This window comes from Catenuloplanes atrovinosus, assembly GCF_031458235.1.
Taxonomy (GTDB): Bacteria; Actinomycetota; Actinomycetes; order Mycobacteriales; family Micromonosporaceae; genus Catenuloplanes; species Catenuloplanes atrovinosus.
This window is the reverse complement of the sequence record NZ_JAVDYB010000001.1, coordinates 1422252-1439870: the sequence shown is the minus strand read 5'-3', so window position 1 is coordinate 1439870 and position 17619 is coordinate 1422252. Positions and strand designations below refer to the sequence as shown.

The window sequence follows — 17619 nt, the reverse complement described above, 5'->3', positions numbered from 1 at the left end:
GTCAGCGCCTGTCCCGGAGCGGGGGCCGGTCACCGGGTTTGACGAGGCCGGTCTGGTACGCGGCGGCCACCGCCTGTGACCGGTCGTGCAGCCCCAGCTTCACCAGGATCCGGCTCACGTGAGTGCGCACCGTGGCCTCGCTGACCACGAAGTGCGCGGCGACGGCCGCGTTGTTCATGCCGTGTGCGACCAGGGTCAGCACCTCGGTCTCCCGCCGGGTCAGCTGACCCAGTTCGGCCGGGGTAGGCATGCCCAGCTCGGGGTGCGCGGTGAAGTCGCGCAGCAGCTTGCGTGCCACCACCGGGTCCAGCCAGGCGTTACCGGCCACCACCGCCCGGATCGCCGCGGCCAGGTCGGACGGTGCGGCGCTCTTCAGCACGAAACCGGACGCGCCCGCACGCAGCGCGGTGTGGACCGCGGTGTCGTCGTGGAACGTGGTCAGCATCAGTACCGGCACCGTGCCGCCGACCAGGTCGGCGAACTCGTCCGAGACCAGCCGCCGGGTCGCCTCGACGCCGTCCACGCCCGGCATGCGCAGGTCCATGACGACCACGTCCGGGCGAAGCCGGACGGCGAGGTCGACGGCCTCGGCGCCGTCGCCGGCCTGGCCGACCACCGAGATGCTCTCCTCGGCGTCGAGCAGCATCACCAGGCCGGCGCGGACCAAGGGCTCGTCGTCCACCACGAGCACGCGGATCCTGGTCACGGTGTCCTCCCCGCCTCGGTCCGGCGGCTATCGGGTGCCGACGCCTCTTTCGAGATACCGCAGGTGTGCCCGGGTCCACAAGGCCATGTCCTCGGCGGCGACCAGGTCACCGGCCGGGCGCTCGGTCAGGTGGTCGGTCCACTCGGTCAGGCTGCGTGCCACGTACTCGTTGGTCAGCAGGTCCGGGCGGTCGCGCATCGAGTAGCCGAACGCCTCCGCGATCGCCGCCTTCGCCGACATGATCGCGGCGATGTAGCGGATCGCCTGGCCGGGGCGGCGCAGCAGCTCGCGCCGCTGCGCCGACGTCCGGACGGGCAGCAGGCCTGTCTGCTCGGTCTGTGTCACTACGTCGGCGTCCACGTGCACCTTGCCCGGGCCGACCGAGCGCAGCGACACCGTGCGCGCGTTCTGCAGCGCCTCCCAGGCGATCGCACCGGCGATCGCCCGTGGGTCGACCCGGAACTCGCGAGCGGCTCCGCGGATTTCCGAGCGGTGATGCTGCAGCCAGCTCAGCACCTGCGTCTGGGGCAGTGGCAACTCGGCCCGGACGCCGTCCGGCGGCGGTAGCTGCCAGGCGTCGTGCAGCTCGAACGAGATGCCGTTGGTGGCGCCTGGCCACCAGTCCGGCCGGTCTTCCGGCCCGGTGGTCACGACCACCGGGTCGGAGGTGGCCCGGTCCATCTGGCGGGCGAGTGCTGCCGCGTCCGGGGCCGCCCCGATGGTCAGCCCTTCGGCGTCGCTGAACGCGACGACCGCGTCGTACGGGCTGGGCCGGATGCCGCCGACGATCGGGGCGACCTCAGCGTCGTCGAAGACCACGACGTCGGCCACGATCGGCTCGGCCTCGCTCTCGTCGAAGACGATGACCCGCTGGTACGGACCGCTGGTGGGCGTGGCGGTGACTGCTGTCTCCGCACCCATGACGGGCCTCCTGTCAGGGGTCGACCTTGCCGTTGGTCTCCACCGAGGCGACCGGGACCACCTGAATCTCCGGCTCGTCCGGGAACAGCTTCTGCCAAGCCGCGATCCGCTCGGTGGCGGCCTGCGCGGCCACCAGTTCCAGCGCGTCGACGGTCCGCCGGGTCTCCACGTCCCGGGCCTTGATCTGCGACTGCCGGTCGGCCAGGTCGATCGCCTGCAGCGCCGACGCGTACGGGTCCAGGGCGTCCGCCTGCCCGAGCAGCGCCTCGACGACCAGGTTGTCGGTGCGCAGGACGATGCTGGTCCGGCTCATGATCACCCCGTCGACGGCGTGCGGCGCCTTGGACCGGACGCCGGGCATGAACCGCCACCGGACCGTCGACTGCAGCACGTCGCCGGGGAACACCAGCTCACCCTGGGCGTCGACGGTGGCCGGGTTCCAGTCGTACTCGACACCGGTCGGGTTGGTGCCGACCTGCAGCGTCGTCTTGGTCTCGGTGGCGTAGTCGATCCGCTGCGCGCAGGCCGACAAGATCCATCGGGCTACCCGGTCCCGCAGTTGCGCGTCGTCACGCAGCTGCCGGCGCAGCAACCGGCCCAGGTCGGCCAGCGGCACGATCTCGGCGGAGCCGGGCCGCCCGTTGAAGAAGGCCACCTTGATGTCGCGCAGCACCACGTACGTCTCGTACGTCTGGTTGAGCTCGCGGAAGACGAAGTTGAGCACCCGGCGCAGGTTGGTGTTGGCGATCTCCCGCACCGTGGTGGTGGACGAGCCGGCCGCGGACGACTCCGCCGCCACCGACTCGACGCTCTGCCGCCGGGAGTTGTTGACCTGGGCGGCGTGCTCGGCCGTCGCCGTGGCGACCTGGTTGCTCCAGCGTTGGCTGGCTTCCTGGTGGTTGGCGGCGAACCCGGTCTGCAGGTCGAACTTGCCGTGCACGACGCCGACGTTGAAGCCGGCCGCCGCAGAGGTGGACACTGACATCGCCCAGCCGCCCTGGTCCTGGAACGCGGCCCCGGTCTCGTTGCTCAGGGCCGAGGTGAACCGCGTCTGCGCCGACGAGTCGGACGAGTCGAAGATCGAGGTGGCGTCCTCGCGGGTCGCCGAGTCGGTCCGCCACGTCTGCGTGGTTACCGTGGTCCGCTCACCGGGCAGCAGCGAGAAGGTCTGCAGCGTCCGGCCCAGGCCGTAGTCGCCGAGGAAGGACCGCAGTTCCCACGTCTCCACCAGCGCGAACCGCGGCGTGGCCGGCGCGAGCGGGTCGGCCTCGATCGGCCGGACACTGGCGCCGATCCCCGGGGCCGGGAGGACGATCGTCCGCTTCTGCGCGGCGTCCAGCGCGGCCTCCTTGTCGGCCAGCTTGCCGATGTACGAGTCGACGCGGATCCGTTCGATGTCCACGTCGACCGGCACGTTCAGCGTGAGGGCCCGCTCCTGCATGCCCCGCAGATCGCCGGTCGCCGTGACGGCGGTCCTCCCCGGCGGTTTCTGCACCTGCGGGGCCACCTCGCCGCCGACCTCGGCGACCAGCCGCAACGACGGCCGGGCCGCCGGCGGCATCATCGCCCGGAAATACTTGGCCAGCAGGCCGCGGTCGACGGCGGTCAGCCTGCCCTCGCTGCCCTTCACCACGCCCATCTCGACCAGCGAGGTGCCGGCCTCGGCGGCGCTCGCGGTGAACCACTCGGCAGGCATCTCGATCTCCGAGATCCGGTCCCAGGAGTAGACGCCGGGCAGCGGTACGTCGTAATTCAGCCGGGCGGCCTTGCCCGGGGTGCCGGGGCCGAAGAGGGCCAGGTTCTCCGCGGCGATCGGGGTGGTCAGGTCAGTCGGAGGCATGGTCGGTCTCCTCTCGTGAGGTGATGGTGGGGTCGCCCGTGCCGCGGTGCTCGATCGCGGCGTCGCGCGGCCGCACGTCACCGGGGCAGACGACGTAGTTGACGGCGCCGGCCGCGAACGCACCGGCGGTGAAGAGCTTGCCGAACTCGATGATGTCGACGTGGTCGGTGCGCGAGCCGGGGCCGAACGGCGGCTGCCTCAGCACTCCCGGCGGGACGCTGATCGCCGCCGACCCCCGGCCGTCCGGGCCGGTGGTCAGAATGCCGACCTGAACCCACCCCGAGCCGAGGTCATGCGACGCGCCGGCGGTCAGCGCCACGTCGTAGCGGATGTTCGGATGCCCGTACTCGAGGGCGAACTCGAGGTCGAGCTCGCCGCCCGGGCGCAGCCGGAAGCGCAGGGTGCCGACGACCGGTCCGTCCATGTCGGCAGGACCGGCGAAACCGCGATCGTCACTGTCGTAGATCAGCGGGACGGTGGTGAAGACATCGGGTCCGACCACAGGCATGCCGGCTCACCGCCCGTAGTCGACCGGCGGGGCGGAACCGGCGGCGGCTCCGAGGCTGGCCAACCCGCCGGCGATCGACGGCGCTATCGTCTCCACCCAGGGCTGGACCGCCACCCCCCGCGCCTTGAGGACGGCGATGCCCTTCTTGACGGCCGCCCGTGTCGCGAATCCCACGACCGGCGCGACCACCATTGCGATGAGGTCTTCCATGGGGTGTCTCTCCTTCTGTTGAGCCGCACCCGGCAGAATTGCCGTGCTGCTCACCCAGAGTCCGCGAGACGGGGCGGAAAATCGTCTGCCTGATACGTCAAATGGCAGGTCAGCTCGCTCACGTACGGGAACGGGCCGGGTACCGCATCCGCCGTACGGAGCCGAAGCACGAATCGCGGTTCGCCCCATGCCGAGATCTCGCCCGGTGGGTCGCCGCGCTCTCCCTACGGAACGGGCCCCTCGCAGCTACCTCTCAGTCCGGCCCTGGAAAAGTCGCCTTCGTGAGCAAGAAGGAGCTCGACGCGATCTACCGCGCCGAGTACGGACGCGCCGTTTCCGTGCTCGCCCGCGCCTACGGCGATCTGGACCTCGCCGAGGACGTCGTCCAGGACGCGTTCCTCGCCGCCGCCCGCCGATGGGCGGAGCACGGTCCGCCGCCCAGCCCGGCCGGCTGGATCATCACGGCCGCGCGCAACCGGGCCATCGACCGGCTTCGCCGGGAGGCGGTGGGCCGGGAGAAGCTGGCCCGGCTGCACGAGCCCCCGGCGATGGCCGACACCGACTCGCTCGCCGACGACGAGTACGGCGACGACCGCCTCCGCCTGATCTTCACCTGCTGCCACCCCGCGCTCAACCTGCCCGCCCGCGTCGCGCTCACGTTGCGCCTGATCGGCGGCCTGACCACCGCCGAGATCGCGCGCGCGTTCCTCACCTCCGAGGCCACGATGGCGCAGCGCCTCGCCCGCGCGAAGGCGAAGATCCGGGACGCCCGCATCCCGTACCGGATTCCGGAGGGCGGCGAGCTGCCGGAGCGCCTCGACGCCGTACTGGCGACGATCTATCTCATATTCAACGAGGGGTACGCCGCGACCGCCGGCGACGCGCTCACCCGCGACGACCTGTGCGCGGAGGCGATCCGGCTGGGGCGGCTGCTGGTCACGCTGCTCCCGCACGAGCCCGAGGCGGCGGGGCTGCTCGCACTGATGCTGCTCGCCGAGGCGCGCCGCCCGGCCCGGGTCGGCCCGGACGGCGAGGTGGTGCTGCTGCGCGACCAGGACCGGAGTCTGTGGGATCGGGCGCTGGTGGCGGAGGGTAAGCACCTCGTGCGGGCCTGCCTGCGGGCGGGTCGGCCGGGTACGTACCAGATCCAGGCCGCGATCAACGCGGTGCACACCGCGGCGGAGACGGACTGGGCGCAGGTGGTGGCGCTCTACGACCAGCTGCTGGTGGTCGCGCCGGGCCCGGTGGCGGAGCTCAACCGGGCGGTCGCGGTGGCCGAGGTCGACGGGCCGGAGGCGGCGCTGGCGCTGGTCGACGCCCTGCCGCTCGCCGATTATCAGCTCTTTCACGCGGTACGGGCGGACCTGCTGCGCCGGCTCGGGCGGAACGGGGAGGCGGTCGCGGCGTACGACGAGGCGATCTCCCGCACCGAGAACGGTCCGGCCCGGGCGTTCCTGCACCGGCAGCGGGACGCGGTGGCAGCGCTAGAGTGAGCGGAACCTGGGGAGGTAGACATCGTGAGTGAGGGACGACGGGCGCCGGGCGCGCTGGAGGCGGAGGTGATGGCCGCGCTCTGGGCGGCCGAGCGCGCGCTGACGCCGGCGGAGGTGCAGGCCGCGCTGGGGAGCACGCTGGCGTACAACACGGTGCTCACGATCCTGGGCCGGCTGCACGACAAGGGCCGCCTGGTGCGGCGGCCGGCCGGCCGCGGCCACGTGTACTGGCCGGCCAAGGACGAGGCCGCGTTCGCGGCCGAGACGATGCGCGCCACGCTGACCGGGCGCCCGGACCGCGAGCGGGTGCTGCAACAGTTCGCGGCCACGCTCGACGACGCGGACGCGGCGGCGCTGCGCGCGTTCCTGGAGGCGGACCGGCCGTGACCGTGTGGGTCTACGTCCCGATCGTGTTGTCCGCCGCGCTCGCGCTGCTGGCCCGCCCGATCGCGGCCGGCTCCGCGCCCGCGGCCACGGCACGCGCGCTGGCCGGCGCGGCGCTGACCGCGGGCCTGACGTCCACCGCGTCGCTGGTGCTGCTGGTCGCCACGCTGCTCGACGACCTTCCGCCGCCGCTGGTCGCGCACAACGAGCCGGGCCGTCCCCGCCTGCCCGAGCCGGTCCCGGACGCCGTCGCGATCACCGCGATCGTGCTGCTGATGGTCGCGCTGATCCGGTACGGGCTCGACGTCCGCCGCCGCGAGGCCGTCCACCGCCGGCTGCGCGAGACCGGCCACCCCGGCGACGACGGCGTGGTGATCGCCGACTGGTCCGCCCCGTTCGCCGTCGCGGTCCCCGGCCGCCCCGGCCACGTGCTGCTCACCACCGGCATGATCCGCCTGCTCACGCCGGACGAGCGCCGCGTGGTCCTGGCCCACGAGCGCTCGCACCTGTCCCGGCGCCACCACCGGATCGCCGCCGCCGCGTCCACCGCCGCCGCGCTCAACCCCATCCTGACGCCGGTCCGGGATTCGGTCTCCTACCTGGTCGAACGCTGGGCCGACGAGGACGCCGCCGCCGAGGTCGGCGACCGCCACCTGACCGCCCGCAGCGTCGCCAAGGCCGCGCTCGCCACGCTCGACCACCCCACCGCGCTCTCCTCCCCCACCGCGGCCGGCAAGCCGACCGTGACCGGCATGCACGGCGGAGGCCGCGGTCACGCCCTCGGCCGCGTCCAGGCGATGCAGGACCCGGCCACGGCCACCCGCCGCACCCGCGCCGGCCTGATCGCCCTCACGCTGCTCAGCCTCACCTTCATCCTCTCCGACGCGGTCGCCGCCTCCGATTTCGTCATCTTCGCCACCGCCTGGCTCCCGTAGTTCGGCGCGCGACCGATACCGGCGTCCCAGATGCGCCGACCGCGCTCGGCGGCCCGCTGGCGGCTGGCGGGACCGGCGACGGGACCGGCAGGGAGGAGCGCCAGCGACGACCGGTGCCCGCTCCGAGCATGCGGGCAGCGGCCACGCCGGAAGCGGGTAGATCTACAGGGTTTGGGTGATCTCCTGGACCGAGTCGGTGAGGCGGACCGTGGCCTGGGCGCCGTTGATCAGCGGGAGGTACGGCGGGACGTGGCCGCATTCGACGTCCGCGATGATGGGGATGTCGAGACCGCCGAGGGCGTCGCGGACGGCGTCGTGCTGGGTGAGCCAGGGGGAGGGTGGGGCGGCGGTGCGGCCGATGAGGACGGCGTTGGCGCCGGTGAAGAAGCCGGCGAGGCGCATGCCGTGCAGTGCGCGGCAGATGGTGCCGGCCTCGCCCTCCGCGGCTTCCAGGTAGATGAGCAGGCCGTCGGGGGCGTAGGCGCGGGCGAAGCCGGCGATGTCGCCGTAGACGGTGCCGGTCAGGTTGCACAGCGTTTCGATGCAGCCGCCGATCAGCCGGCCGGAGACCTTGAGGTCACCGGTGCCGGCGTCGAGGCGGGTCCAGCGGCCGGTGCCGTCCAGCGTCAGTGTGTCGGCCTCGGGGTCCGTCTCCCAGTCGTCCTGGCCGGCGGTGCGGTACCGGCCGGGCGGGGTCTGGGTGAAGGTGGTGCCGGGGGTCATCGTGACCACGTCGAGCCAGGAGAGCAGGCCCGCGGGGGGACGGTAGGGCGTGTCCATCAGGTTGTTGCCGTGGACGGTCGCGACGCCGGTGAGCAGCGTCAACGGGGTCATGATCGTGGAGAGGTCGGAGTAGCCGACGAACCAGGTGGGGGCGGCGTCGGCGAGCGTGTCCCAGTCGAGCAGGGGCAGCAGGTCGATCGCGGTCTCGCCGCCCCAGGGCGGGGCGACGGCCTTGATCGACGGGTCGGTCAGCATCGCCATCAGCTCGCGGGCGCGGTCGGCGGCGGGCGCGCTGACGTGCCGGGTGCCGTCCATGCAGTCGCCGACGACCACCTCGTAGCCGCGCCGCTCGACCGTGCGGATCGCGTGGGTGAGGCGGCCGGCGAGGTCGGCCGGGACGCCGCTGGACGGGGCCGTGACGCCGATCCGGTCGCCGGGCCGCAGCGGCGCGGGGTACCTGATGCCCATGCGGTCCATCGTGCCTAACGGCCGCGATAGCCCGCCAGCCCGTTCAGCTCCTGGCTGGCCAGGAAGACCGAGGAGGCGTGGGTGAGGATCTCCTCGACGTGGCGCTGGCAGCCCCAGGCGTGGTCGCCCCACGTGTCGGCGACCTTCAGCTCGGCCGGCGCGGTGCAGCCGGCGGGGCCGCCGAGCTGGCAGGTGTCCGGGGGCGTGCCGGCGACGCGCTGCACCGCGCCGGCCGTGCGCATGCGCTGCACCAGTTCGGCGGAGGCGGCGGCGCGCGCGTCCGCGTCCCGGCGCAGTTCCTGCTCGGCCCGGACCGCGAGCAGCGTGGCCAGGCGCAGTTCGAGGTGCTGGGCGACCAGGCCGGCCAGCTCGGTGAGCAGCGCGGTCTCGTCGTCGGACACGTCCCGGGCGGCGGAGTCGATCACGTTGACCGTGCCGAGGCGGTGGCCGTCCCGGGTGGTGATCGGCGCGGCGGCGTAGAAGCGCAGCCCGAGCTCGCCGCGAACCAGCGGGTGCTCCATGGTGCGCGGGTCGACCAGCGCGTCGTTCACCACGTACGGTCCGGCGCGCAGCACGGCGGACGCGCACAGGCCCGGCTCGGTGCCGATCTGGGTGACGCCGGGCAGGCCCTCGGCGGCGGCGAACCAGACGCGATCGGCGTCCACGATGGTCACGGTCGCGATCGGCACCCGGAACTGCCGCGCCGCGATGCGGGCGAAGCCCTCGAACGTACCGTCCCGTGGGGTGTCCAGGATCTCGTAGCGGTAGACGGCGGCCAGCCGCGCGTCGACACCGGCGACGGAAGTGCTCACGGCGCTGCTCCTCGATCGGTCGGGGGATTCCCTATCACGCCACGCGGTCTCCCGGTGCCGACGGACTCGCGGTCCGTCGGGACGTCCGGACCGCGGCCTTGCGCGCGCGGTACTCCGCGGCCTTGACCCGGTTGCCGCACTCGGCCATCCCGCACCAGGAGCGGGTACGCCCCCGGGACCGGTCCAGGAAGAGGCGCGTGCAGTCCGGGCGCTCGCACTCGCGCAACCGCGTCTCCCGCCCGGTGCGCACGTCGCCGAGCAGCGTGATCGCGGCGGTGGCCACGTCGGCCGCGACCGCGGCGACGCCGCCGGTGCGCCGGGCGCCCGCGGCGGTGAGCGTGGTCTCGACGCGCGGGCCGGCCGCGGCGGCGTTGAGCGCGGCCACGTCGGCGCGCGCCGCCGAAGGGCCGGTGACCAGGCGGTAGATGGTCTCGCGCAGCGCGCGGAGCGACTCCAGCTCGGCCTCGGTGACCCGCGGGGCGACGGTGACCACGCCGGACTCGACCGCCCAGCGGGCCGCGTCCGCCGGGGTGCGCAGGAACTCCTCCGGGGCGGTGCGGCGCCATTTGAGCGTGCCGAGCAGGTCGAGCGCCAGGTTGCCGCCGATGAACACGAACTCCACGTCACCACCTTGACAGGTGACGCAGACCCGCGCAATGGTTCTTGCCGTCACCCCCTCAGCAGGTGACGACGAAGGAGGTCGCGTTGATATCCGGGGACGACTATCTGTATTTCGCCGGGCGGGCGCTGGACGGCATGGCCGCGATCGTGGCCCAGCTCGGCGACGAGCTGGCCAACCGCGCGCCACTGCCCGGCGCCAACACGCCGTACGCGCTGCTCACGCACTGTGTGGGCGTCGCCGACTACTGGTCCGGCGCGCTGGTCGCCGGCCGGCCGGTGAGCCGGGACCGGGACGCGGAGTTCACCGCGTCCGGGCCGGTCGCGCCGCTGCTGGCGGAGGTGCGCGCGCTGCGCGACCGGCTCGCGTCCGACGCGTCCGGGCTGGACGGGGCCGCGCCGCTGCGGGACACTCCCCCGGCCTCGTACGCCGGGCCGCCGCGCACGCTCACCCGCGGCGGCGCGCTGCTGCACGTGCTGGAGGAGCTGGCGCAGCACCACGGCCAGATGGAGATCCTCCGTGACGCGCTCGTCCTCGTCCGGGAAGGGGAGACGGCATGAGCTTCTCCGTCGATCAGGCGCGGCTGCGGGCCGGCCACGGCGTCAAGTGGGGCTCGCTGCCGGAGGGCGTGCTCGGCGCGTGGGTCGCGGACATGGACTTCACCCCCGCGCCGGTGATCCTGCGCCGGCTGGCGGAGCTCACCGACCTCGGCTATCCGCACTGGCCGGCCGGCGACCCGGTGATCGCCGCGTTCGAGGAGCGGATGGCGGCGCGGCACGGCTGGACGCCCGCGCCCGGCCGTACCCGCGTCTTCACCGATCTCATCCAGACGCTCCAGGTGACGATCGAGCACGCGACCCGGCCCGGCGACCGCATCGCCGTGCACGTGCCGAACTACCCGCCGTTCCTGGCCTCGATCACCCGGGCCGGCCGGCACATCGTGCCGCTGCCGGTGCCCCCGCCGCCGGACTTCGACGCGGTGGAACACCTGCGCGACTGCGCCATGCTGGTCCTGGTCAACCCGCACAACCCGACCGGCCACGTGTTCACGCGTGCCGAGTTGGACGCGCTCGCGGACGCCGCCGCGCGGCTCGGCCTGACCGTCTTCTCCGACGAGATCCACGCCGACGTGGTCTTCGCGCCGCACCGGCACATCCCGTTCGCGTCGCTCTCCCCCGACGCCGCGTCCCGCACGGTCACCGCGACGTCGGCGACCAAGGCATTCAACATCGCGGGGGTACGCTGCGCGGTCGCCCACCTCGGGGACGGCGCGCTGCGGCAGGAACTGGAGGCGCTGCCGCCGGACTACCTCGGCCAGCCCGGCATCCACGGCCGCGTCGCCACCGTCAGCGCCTGGCGCGAGGCCGGCCCATGGCTGGAGGAGCTGATGACCGTGCTCACCGCGAACCGCGCCATGATCACCGAGTGGGCCGCGACCCTGCCCTGGGACACCCGCTACCGCGAGCCGCAGGCCACCTACCTGGCCTGGCTGGACTGCACCGGCTCCCCGTTCGGCCCCGACCCGGCCGACCACCTGCTGCGCCACGCGGCCGTAAAGCTGGGCGTCGGCGCGGAGTACTCGCCGGGCACCCGCGGCCACATCCGGATCAACTTCGCCACCAGCCCGGACCTGCTGGCCGAACTGCTCTCCAGAATCAGCGCGGCGATCTGAGAACCGGTGGCCGCGACAGCGGTGCTCGCCACCGTCCGGATCGCCGGGCGGTGGCGGGGCGCGGGTCACGCCTTCAGCAGACTCCACGCGGCGGCCCGGATCGCCGCGACCGCCGGCGCCTGCGAATTCTCCGCCAGCCAGGCCAGCGCGGACGTGGCCGGCGGCAGGTCGACGACGTCCAGATAGGCCACACCCGGCCGGGCGAACACGGTGCGCGCGGCCGCGGGCAGGAACGCGATGCCGCGCCCGTCCGCCACCGCCGTGAGCAGCGCCTCCAGGTCGCCGACGACCGGACCGTAGGTGACCGGCGTGCCGTCCGGCCGCGGATCGACCGCCCAGAACGACCACCAGTCGCGCGGTACGCCGGCCGGCACGTCCAGGAACACGTGCCGGGCCAGGCGGGACAGCGGGACCGGCCGGCCGGCGCGGGCCAGCGGGTCGGCCGCGGACAGGCAGGCGACGCGCGGCTCGGTGGCCAGGTGCAGCGACTCGATGCCCGGCGGCAGCGGCGGCCGGAGAAACGCCACGTCTACCTTGCCGCTGGTCAGCGCCCTGATCTGGTCGACGAACCCGATGCTGCGCACGCTCACCCGGATCGGCGGGTCGCCGGTCTGCACGCGGCGCAGGATCGCGGCGGTGTGCGGCATCGCGGCCTCGGTGTCGACCGCGCCGACGATCAGCTCCCGGTCGAGGTCGGCACTGCGCGCCGCGGCCGCCGCCAGCAGCCGGTCGATCGCGGCCACCGCCTCCTCGATCACCGGCAGCAGCGCGCGGCCGGCCGTCGTCAGCTCCGCGGTGCGGCTGGTCCGCTCGATCAGCCGGACGCCGAGCCGGTCCTCCAGCGCGCGAATCTGCATGCTGAGCGCGGACTGGCTGATCTTCAGCGCCTCGGCCGCGCGTCCGAAGTGGAGGTGCGTGGCGAGGCCGAGGAGCAGGCGCAGCTGGTGGATGCTCGGCTCGCGGCGGTCGCCCATCCGCCGATTCTGCTATCCCCCGGTGACGGAGACAAGCTTGTCGATCGATCCAGCGGTACGTTCGGATAGCGGTCGAAGCCGCTTCGCGGGTACGCCGGGAGCGCGCTCTCCGCGTACCGTCTCGGTCATGGATCTGCTCGCCGACGTGTCCCTGGTGCTGGCCGGAACGTTGACCGCCCTCATCGCCGGCCTCTTCTTCTCCTTCTCCTTCGTGACCAACCGTGGCCTGGGCCGCCTCGGCGACACCGGCTACCTGCGCGCCATGCAGTCGATCAACGTGGCGATCGTGAACCCGGTGTTCCTGGTCGCGTTCCTCGGCCCGCTGGTGCTGCTGCCGCTCGCGCTGATCCTGCGCCTCCAGGACGGCTGGTCCACCGTCGGCTCCCTGCTGCTGGCCGCGTCCCTGCTCTACATCGTGGGCGGCTTCGGCATCACGGTCGGCGCCAACATCCCCCTCAACAACCGCCTCGACGCCGTCGACCTGGCCACCACCACGGACGCGGAGGCCGGCACGGTCCGCCGCTGGTTCGAGCAGCCCTGGGCCCGCTGGCACGCCCTCCGCACCGTGGCAACGACCCTCACGGTCGCATTGGTCCTGATCGCGGCCCTGATGTCGTAGCATCCGACGCCACCGGCCCCCAGCCACATCGTCCGGTTCCGGCGGGGCGGCCCCAGGGCGCTCTTCCCGCGGCTGTGCCCACTTCGGACATCGGCTTTCTCGCTTCCGGCGTGGCCGGGTTCCGCAGGTGCCCGCGGGCGATGCACCGGGCTCTGGGGACGGTCGGGAGTCCACGGCTCCCGGCCTGGCCGGGTTGCGTATGCCCTCGCGGGCAATGCGCCGGGCTCCCCGACGGCCCCGGAACCCACGGCGTCCAGCGTGGACGAGTTCCGCATGCCCCCGCGGGCAATGCGCCGGACTCCCGAACGGCCCCGGAACCCACGGCGTCCAGCGTGGACGAGTTCCGCATGCCCCCGCGGGCAACGCACCGGGCTCCCGAACGGACCCCGAACCCACGGCGACCGGCGCGGCCGAATTCCACATCCCCCCGCGGGCAATGCGCCGGGCTCCGGGGAGGGCTGCGGAGTCCACGGCTCCGGCTTCCGCACCGGCGTGGCCGGCTTCCCTATGTGCCCGCGGGCAATGCGCCGGGCTCCGGGGACAGCCCCGGACCCCGGTCTTCTCGCTTCCGGCGTCGGCCGCAGTCCACATGCTCCTGCGGACACTGCGCCGGCTTCGGGCACGGCCCCGGACCCAGACCCGGTGGTCGCTGCGGCACGAGCCTTCGGCATCCGCGGTCCGAGGTCCGCATGCTCCCGCGGGCAAGCGTCGCCGTGGGCTGCGACTCCGTTGGCGTCGCTCCGCTCCGGTCGAGTTCTTGCGCTCCACCCTGCGGAAACACCCCCGCCGGTCCGGCCACGCCACCACGAAAGACGGCGAGCGCGACGCGGAAAAGCACGTTGCCGCCGCGATCGACGTGGCTGAGCGGCTCGCGGGTGACCTTTCGCGCGATCTCGCTTGATCGCTCACCTTGTGAGGCTCAGGCACGTTATTCGGGCCGAATTACGTGCCTGAGCCTCACATAGTCACACTACGCATCGACACTCGACGCTTGATGCCGACATTTCGGGCGCTCACAAGGCCGAGTTCGGAACCGCCTCCTGATGCCAGCGAACGAGAGGTGCGGTGATCGTCGTGACACCGACGAACGGGGGCGCGGCGATCGTGGCGACACCGATGAACGGGGGCGCGGCAATCACCGCGACACCGACAAACGGGGGCACGGCAATCACCGCGACACCGGCAGACGACAGCACGACAACCGCCACGACACCGGCGAACGGGGGCACGGCAATCACCGCGACACCGACGAACGAGAGCACGGCAATCATCCCGACACCGACAAACGAGAGCACGGCAATCACCCCGACACCGACGAACGAGAGCACGGCAATCATCCCGACACCGACAAACGAGAGCACGGCAATCACCCCGACACCGACAAACGAGAGCACGGCAATCATCCCGACACCGACAAACGAGAGCACGGCAATCACCCCGACACCGACGAACGAGAGCACGGCGATTACCCCGACACCGACGAACGGGAGTGCGGTGATCGCCGCGACCCAGCAGACGACAGCACGACAACCGCCACGACACCGGCGAACGAGGACGTGGCGATCATCCTGGTGTCGGCAGACGAGGGCGCGACAACCGCCGCGATGTCGGCGGACGGGAGGTGGGGAATCGCGAGTGGTGCCGAGTGGCGTCGGCGAGGGAGGCGGTCCGCGGGCGAGCGGGACGGCATCGGCCGCGCCGTCAGGTGGCCGCGGCGAGCGAAGGCGGGCCGGCGCTGTCCGACGTTGCCGGCCCGCGCCGTGATCAGGATGCGCCGCGGGTCAGGGGGTGTTGCCGGCGGGTGGAGTGGTGGGGGCGGGGAAGATCGGGGGCAGGATGATCGACCAGGACGGGCGCGGGACGCTGGCCGTGGGGGTGCGGGTGGCGGGGGTGCCGTTCGGCGCGGTGGTGGGTGGCCGGGTCGCGGGGGGCGTGGCCGTCGGGGCGACGCTGGGGGGCGGGGCCGCGGTCGGGAGCCAGGTGGCGGGGGCGCCGGGGGCGGGCGCGGCGGTGTCACCGGCGGACGGGGTCGTGGAACTCGCCGACGGGGTCGGTGACGCGGACGTCGAGGACGTCGATGGGGCGGGAGTGGTGCCGGAGGCCGGTTCGGAGACCAGGCTGCCGCCGATCCACACCGCGGGACCGACGCCGAAGGCGACGATAACGCCGAACAGATGCCACGGCCGAATCGCCACGTGAGCCCTCCCGCTCGCCTCCTCGACTGCTTCCCGTGCCGTCAACCCTAGACCGATACGCCCGGATCGGCACGCCACAAACGCCACGATCCACCACATCGACGACGAGCCAGGCATCGCGCGAACCCGTGCCTAGCTGACCAAAAGCCTGCCGGGCACCGGATCGAATCCGCCGAGAATTCACCCGGATCGGGTCGGTCCGGCCGACACCCGCGGGTGATCCGTAAGTGGGGACAAACGGCAAGATTCGGGCGGGCGGGCGGGAGCGGGGCGAGGCCGCACGTGCGGGCCAGGCACCGCGACATCGCAGCTCGACGACCGCACGGCGGGAATGGACGACGGCCCGCCCGGCGCCGGTCGAGCAGCCGGGCAGCTACCCGGCGCACCGAACTCGTCCGCCTTGTCGCCGACCGGCCACACCAGCAACGCCAGCCGGCCACACCAGCAACGCCACCGCCGGCCACACCGCAACCCCAGCCAGCCGCACCAGCAGCGCCACCGCCGGCCACACCAGCAACCACAGCCAGCCACACCAGCAACGCCGCCAGCCGCACCAGCAACGCCGCCGCCGACCGACCCAGCAACCACAGCCAGCCACACCAGCAACGCCGCCAGCCGCACCAGCAACGCCGCCGCCGACCGACCCAGCAACCACAGCCAGCCACACCAGCAACGCCGCCAGCCGCACCAGCAACGCCGCCGCCGAGCGCACCAGCAACGCCAGCCAGCCACACCAGCAACGCCGCCGCCGACCGCACCAGCAACCACAGCCAGCCACACCAGCAACGCCGCCGGCCACACCAGCAACGCCGCCGGCCGCACCAGCAACGCCGCCGACCGCACCAGCAACGCCGACCAGCCACAGCAGCAACGCCACAGCCCCACCAGCAACGCCGCCGCCGGCCACACCAGCAACGCAAGCAACGCCAGCCAGCCGCACCAGCAGCGCCAGCCAGCCCACCAGCGCCGGCCACACCAGCAGCGCCAGCCAGCCGCAACAGCAGCGCCGCCGCCGGCGGCATCAGCAGCGCCGGCCGGCGCTGGAGCCGGGCGAGCATGCCGGAACGCGGCCGGTTTCGGCTGAGGGCCGCGCCCGGCGGAGGTGGGGCGAGCGGGGGTGAGCTGGGCGGCGGGTGCATCCGCCGGGCGGCGGCAGTGGCAGCTGCGTACCGATGAAATATTGTGATTTTGGGGTTTTGGACGGGTTACGCTGCCGCGGTGCGGGTGTTGATCACGTCGCTGGATTGTGACGGGCGGCGGTGGCGGATTCAGATCGAGGAGCGGCGGATTCGGGTGTTCGAGCTGCTGGGCGGCAGTGTGGCGGCGCACGGGCGGACGCTGCGCGGCCTTCCCGAGTTGGGTGCGTGGCTGGTGACGCGCGAGCTGGCGCCCGACGATCTGACCGAGGCGTAGCGAGGGACCGCGCGGCGCACCGCCCCGCCGCGACGGCCCTGAACGGATTCAGCCGCGCTGCTTACACCGGCGCGCGTCCATCAGCAAGCGCATCGTGCCCGCCGACCCGAATCCGCATGTCGTGGGCCGCTGGGACACGTGGGGAACCGGTGAGCGCCCTACGTCACCGCCACGCTCACCGCGCGGGTCCGGGACACCGTCGGCATCGACGGCGGCGCGGACCCGCGGCACGAGAACGTGAGCGGTGCGGTCGGCCGGACGCCGCCGCCGCGAGCCGGGTGGGGCCGGTGCACCGGCCCCAGGCCCGCTCAGGCCGCCTTGCGGAGCGTGGCGAGCACGTCCTGCCGGAGTGCGTCGGGGTCGAGGCCCGCGTCGGTCAGCACGCGCACGCCCAGGCTTTCGCGCGTGCGGAGCAGGCCGAGCAGGATGTGTTCCGGCCGCAGCTCGCGGGAGTGCAGCGCCAGTGCCTCGCGCAGCGACAGCTCGAGCGTCTTCTTCGCGTGCGCGCCGAACGGGATGTGCCCGCCCTTCGGCAGCTGCCACCACTTCCGGCCCGGCTCCGGGCGCGGGTCCGGCCGCACCGGCGGGCTGCCGAAGGTCTCGTCCATCCGGGCCAGCACCGCGTCCAGGTCGATGCCGATGGCGCGCAGCGCGGCCGCGTCCTCCGGGCCGAGCGGCGGCTGGTCGATCAGCGCCTGGATGCGCGCGCGGACGCCGTCGCGGTCGAGGCCGGCGCCGCGCAGCACGTAGCCGGCCTCGCCGGAGTCCGCGCCGAGCAGCGCGAGCAGCACGTGCTCGGTGCCGATCTCGGTGTGCCCCAGCTCGCGCGCCTCGACCTGGGCCTGGACGACCATGGCCCGCGCCTCGGCGGTGAATCGCTCAAACATCCCCGTTCCCCCTCGTCCGTCCGGCGTGCTTCTTGTGCACGGCCTGCCGGGAGACCTCCAGTGCGTCGGCGATCTCCTGCCACGACCAGCCCTGCCGTCGCGCGTTCGCCACCTGGAGCGCCTCCAGGCGCTCGGCCAGTTTTCGCAGTGCCACCGTGGCGCGCAGCCCGACCCGTACGTCGGGCCCGGCCGCCGCGGTGGCGAGATCCGTTCCCTCGCTCATGCTGTCAACCGTAGTTG

General features: G+C 73.3%; 22 protein-coding genes. 8 read left to right on the top strand and 14 right to left on the bottom strand.

The window, feature by feature from the left end:
* Window position 1: 1 nt before the first annotated feature.
* Genes J2S41_RS06050 through J2S41_RS06030 form a run of 5 tightly spaced genes read right to left on the bottom strand, consistent with a single transcriptional unit; the run spans window position 2 to window position 4185 of the window.
* A complete protein-coding gene (locus tag J2S41_RS06050) occupies window positions 2–706 on the bottom strand; it encodes a response regulator transcription factor (protein ID WP_310364121.1) in 705 nt (234 codons plus the stop codon).
* A 27-nt stretch (window positions 707–733) separates the two neighbouring features.
* A complete protein-coding gene (locus J2S41_RS06045; RefSeq protein ID WP_310364118.1) occupies window positions 734–1627 on the bottom strand; it encodes a hypothetical protein in 894 nt (297 codons plus the stop codon).
* A 13-nt stretch (window positions 1628–1640) separates the two neighbouring features.
* Complete coding sequence (locus J2S41_RS06040; RefSeq protein ID WP_310364115.1) at window positions 1641–3467, bottom strand: hypothetical protein; 1827 nt, start codon at window positions 3465–3467, stop codon at window positions 1641–1643.
* On the bottom strand, window positions 3454–3975 hold the full coding sequence (locus J2S41_RS06035; RefSeq protein WP_310364113.1) for a hypothetical protein: 522 nt from the start codon (window positions 3973–3975) through the stop codon (window positions 3454–3456). Before J2S41_RS06035 ends, J2S41_RS06040 begins: the two co-directional genes overlap by 14 nt.
* Window positions 3976–3981: 6 nt before the next feature.
* A complete protein-coding gene (locus J2S41_RS06030) occupies window positions 3982–4185 on the bottom strand; it encodes a hypothetical protein (protein ID WP_310364111.1) in 204 nt (67 codons plus the stop codon).
* 281 nt (window positions 4186–4466) lie between these two features.
* Between J2S41_RS06030 and J2S41_RS06025 the strand changes: the two genes are divergently transcribed.
* From J2S41_RS06025 to J2S41_RS06015, 3 genes are read left to right on the top strand one after another with little or no spacing between them, the layout of a single operon-like run.
* Entirely contained in the window at window positions 4467–5678 is a 1212-nt protein-coding gene (locus J2S41_RS06025) for an RNA polymerase sigma factor (protein ID WP_310364108.1), read from the top strand.
* A 24-nt stretch (window positions 5679–5702) separates the two neighbouring features.
* Complete coding sequence (locus J2S41_RS06020; protein ID WP_310364105.1) at window positions 5703–6065, top strand: BlaI/MecI/CopY family transcriptional regulator; 363 nt, start codon at window positions 5703–5705, stop codon at window positions 6063–6065.
* Window positions 6062–6997, top strand: a complete 936-nt coding sequence (locus J2S41_RS06015; RefSeq protein ID WP_310364104.1) for a M56 family metallopeptidase — start codon at window positions 6062–6064, stop codon at window positions 6995–6997. Before J2S41_RS06020 ends, J2S41_RS06015 begins: the two co-directional genes overlap by 4 nt.
* 162 nt (window positions 6998–7159) lie before the next feature.
* On the opposite strand, the gene J2S41_RS06010 is transcribed toward J2S41_RS06015, so the two are convergent.
* From J2S41_RS06010 to J2S41_RS06000, 3 genes are read right to left on the bottom strand one after another with little or no spacing between them, the layout of a single operon-like run.
* On the bottom strand, window positions 7160–8188 hold the full coding sequence (locus J2S41_RS06010; protein WP_310364101.1) for a S66 family peptidase: 1029 nt from the start codon (window positions 8186–8188) through the stop codon (window positions 7160–7162).
* 14 nt (window positions 8189–8202) lie between these two features.
* Window positions 8203–9000, bottom strand: a complete 798-nt coding sequence (locus J2S41_RS06005) for a GAF domain-containing protein (protein WP_310364099.1) — start codon at window positions 8998–9000, stop codon at window positions 8203–8205.
* Between the two features lie 34 nt (window positions 9001–9034).
* Window positions 9035–9622 (bottom strand): CGNR zinc finger domain-containing protein, encoded by a 588-nt coding sequence (locus J2S41_RS06000; protein ID WP_310364096.1) that lies wholly within the window; start codon window positions 9620–9622, stop codon window positions 9035–9037.
* A 62-nt stretch (window positions 9623–9684) separates the two neighbouring features.
* Between J2S41_RS06000 and J2S41_RS05995 the strand changes: the two genes are divergently transcribed.
* Window positions 9685–10179, top strand: a complete 495-nt coding sequence (locus J2S41_RS05995; protein ID WP_310364093.1) for a DinB family protein — start codon at window positions 9685–9687, stop codon at window positions 10177–10179.
* Window positions 10176–11291 carry a MalY/PatB family protein gene (locus J2S41_RS05990; RefSeq protein ID WP_310364089.1) on the top strand — a complete coding sequence of 372 codons (1116 nt, stop codon included), beginning with the start codon at window positions 10176–10178 and terminating at the stop codon, window positions 11289–11291. Before J2S41_RS05995 ends, J2S41_RS05990 begins: the two co-directional genes overlap by 4 nt.
* Window positions 11292–11356: 65 nt before the next feature.
* On the opposite strand, the gene J2S41_RS05985 is transcribed toward J2S41_RS05990, so the two are convergent.
* Window positions 11357–12265: a LysR family transcriptional regulator gene (locus tag J2S41_RS05985; RefSeq protein ID WP_310364087.1), complete on the bottom strand. Its 909-nt coding sequence runs from the start codon at window positions 12263–12265 to the stop codon at window positions 11357–11359.
* Window positions 12266–12392: 127 nt separating this feature from the next.
* On the opposite strand from J2S41_RS05985, the gene J2S41_RS05980 reads away from it, so the two are divergent.
* Entirely contained in the window at window positions 12393–12884 is a 492-nt protein-coding gene (locus J2S41_RS05980; protein WP_310364084.1) for an anthrone oxygenase family protein, read from the top strand.
* 757 nt (window positions 12885–13641) lie between these two features.
* Complete coding sequence (locus tag J2S41_RS05975; RefSeq protein WP_310364082.1) at window positions 13642–13785, top strand: hypothetical protein; 144 nt, start codon at window positions 13642–13644, stop codon at window positions 13783–13785.
* A gap of 112 nt (window positions 13786–13897) precedes the next feature.
* On the opposite strand, the gene J2S41_RS05970 is transcribed toward J2S41_RS05975, so the two are convergent.
* From J2S41_RS05970 to J2S41_RS05960, 3 genes are all read right to left on the bottom strand, one after another.
* Window positions 13898–14344 carry a hypothetical protein gene (locus J2S41_RS05970; RefSeq protein ID WP_310364077.1) on the bottom strand — a complete coding sequence of 149 codons (447 nt, stop codon included), beginning with the start codon at window positions 14342–14344 and terminating at the stop codon, window positions 13898–13900.
* A 321-nt stretch (window positions 14345–14665) separates the two neighbouring features.
* Window positions 14666–15079 carry a hypothetical protein gene (locus J2S41_RS05965; RefSeq protein ID WP_310364074.1) on the bottom strand — a complete coding sequence of 138 codons (414 nt, stop codon included), beginning with the start codon at window positions 15077–15079 and terminating at the stop codon, window positions 14666–14668.
* A 373-nt stretch (window positions 15080–15452) separates the two neighbouring features.
* On the bottom strand, window positions 15453–15956 hold the full coding sequence (locus J2S41_RS05960) for a hypothetical protein (protein ID WP_310364072.1): 504 nt from the start codon (window positions 15954–15956) through the stop codon (window positions 15453–15455).
* 341 nt (window positions 15957–16297) lie between these two features.
* Between J2S41_RS05960 and J2S41_RS05955 the strand changes: the two genes are divergently transcribed.
* Window positions 16298–16492, top strand: coding sequence for a hypothetical protein (locus J2S41_RS05955; protein WP_310364069.1), 195 nt, complete (start codon window positions 16298–16300; stop codon window positions 16490–16492).
* Window positions 16493–16800: 308 nt separating this feature from the next.
* Here the strand turns inward: J2S41_RS05955 and J2S41_RS05950 are convergent, their stop codons facing one another.
* Window positions 16801–17379 (bottom strand): Clp protease N-terminal domain-containing protein, encoded by a 579-nt coding sequence (locus J2S41_RS05950; protein ID WP_310364066.1) that lies wholly within the window; start codon window positions 17377–17379, stop codon window positions 16801–16803.
* Window positions 17372–17602, bottom strand: a complete 231-nt coding sequence (locus J2S41_RS05945) for a helix-turn-helix domain-containing protein (protein WP_310364064.1) — start codon at window positions 17600–17602, stop codon at window positions 17372–17374. The genes J2S41_RS05950 and J2S41_RS05945 overlap by 8 nt, the downstream gene beginning before the upstream one ends.
* Window positions 17603–17619 lie beyond the last annotated feature (17 nt).

Coding starts and splice junctions, on each gene's coding strand:
- J2S41_RS06045 (WP_310364118.1), bottom strand. CDS start 1,627: ATGGGTGCGGAGACAGCAGTCACCGCCACGCCCACCAGCGGTCCGTAC.
- J2S41_RS06040 (WP_310364115.1), bottom strand. CDS start 3,467: ATGCCTCCGACTGACCTGACCACCCCGATCGCCGCGGAGAACCTGGCC.
- J2S41_RS06035 (WP_310364113.1), bottom strand. CDS start 3,975: ATGCCTGTGGTCGGACCCGATGTCTTCACCACCGTCCCGCTGATCTAC.
- J2S41_RS06030 (WP_310364111.1), bottom strand. CDS start 4,185: ATGGAAGACCTCATCGCAATGGTGGTCGCGCCGGTCGTGGGATTCGCG.
- J2S41_RS06010 (WP_310364101.1), bottom strand. CDS start 8,188: ATGGGCATCAGGTACCCCGCGCCGCTGCGGCCCGGCGACCGGATCGGC.
- J2S41_RS05990 (WP_310364089.1), top strand. CDS start 10,176: ATGAGCTTCTCCGTCGATCAGGCGCGGCTGCGGGCCGGCCACGGCGTC.
- J2S41_RS05985 (WP_310364087.1), bottom strand. CDS start 12,265: ATGGGCGACCGCCGCGAGCCGAGCATCCACCAGCTGCGCCTGCTCCTC.
- J2S41_RS05980 (WP_310364084.1), top strand. CDS start 12,393: ATGGATCTGCTCGCCGACGTGTCCCTGGTGCTGGCCGGAACGTTGACC.
- J2S41_RS05950 (WP_310364066.1), bottom strand. CDS start 17,379: ATGTTTGAGCGATTCACCGCCGAGGCGCGGGCCATGGTCGTCCAGGCC.
- J2S41_RS05945 (WP_310364064.1), bottom strand. CDS start 17,602: ATGAGCGAGGGAACGGATCTCGCCACCGCGGCGGCCGGGCCCGACGTA.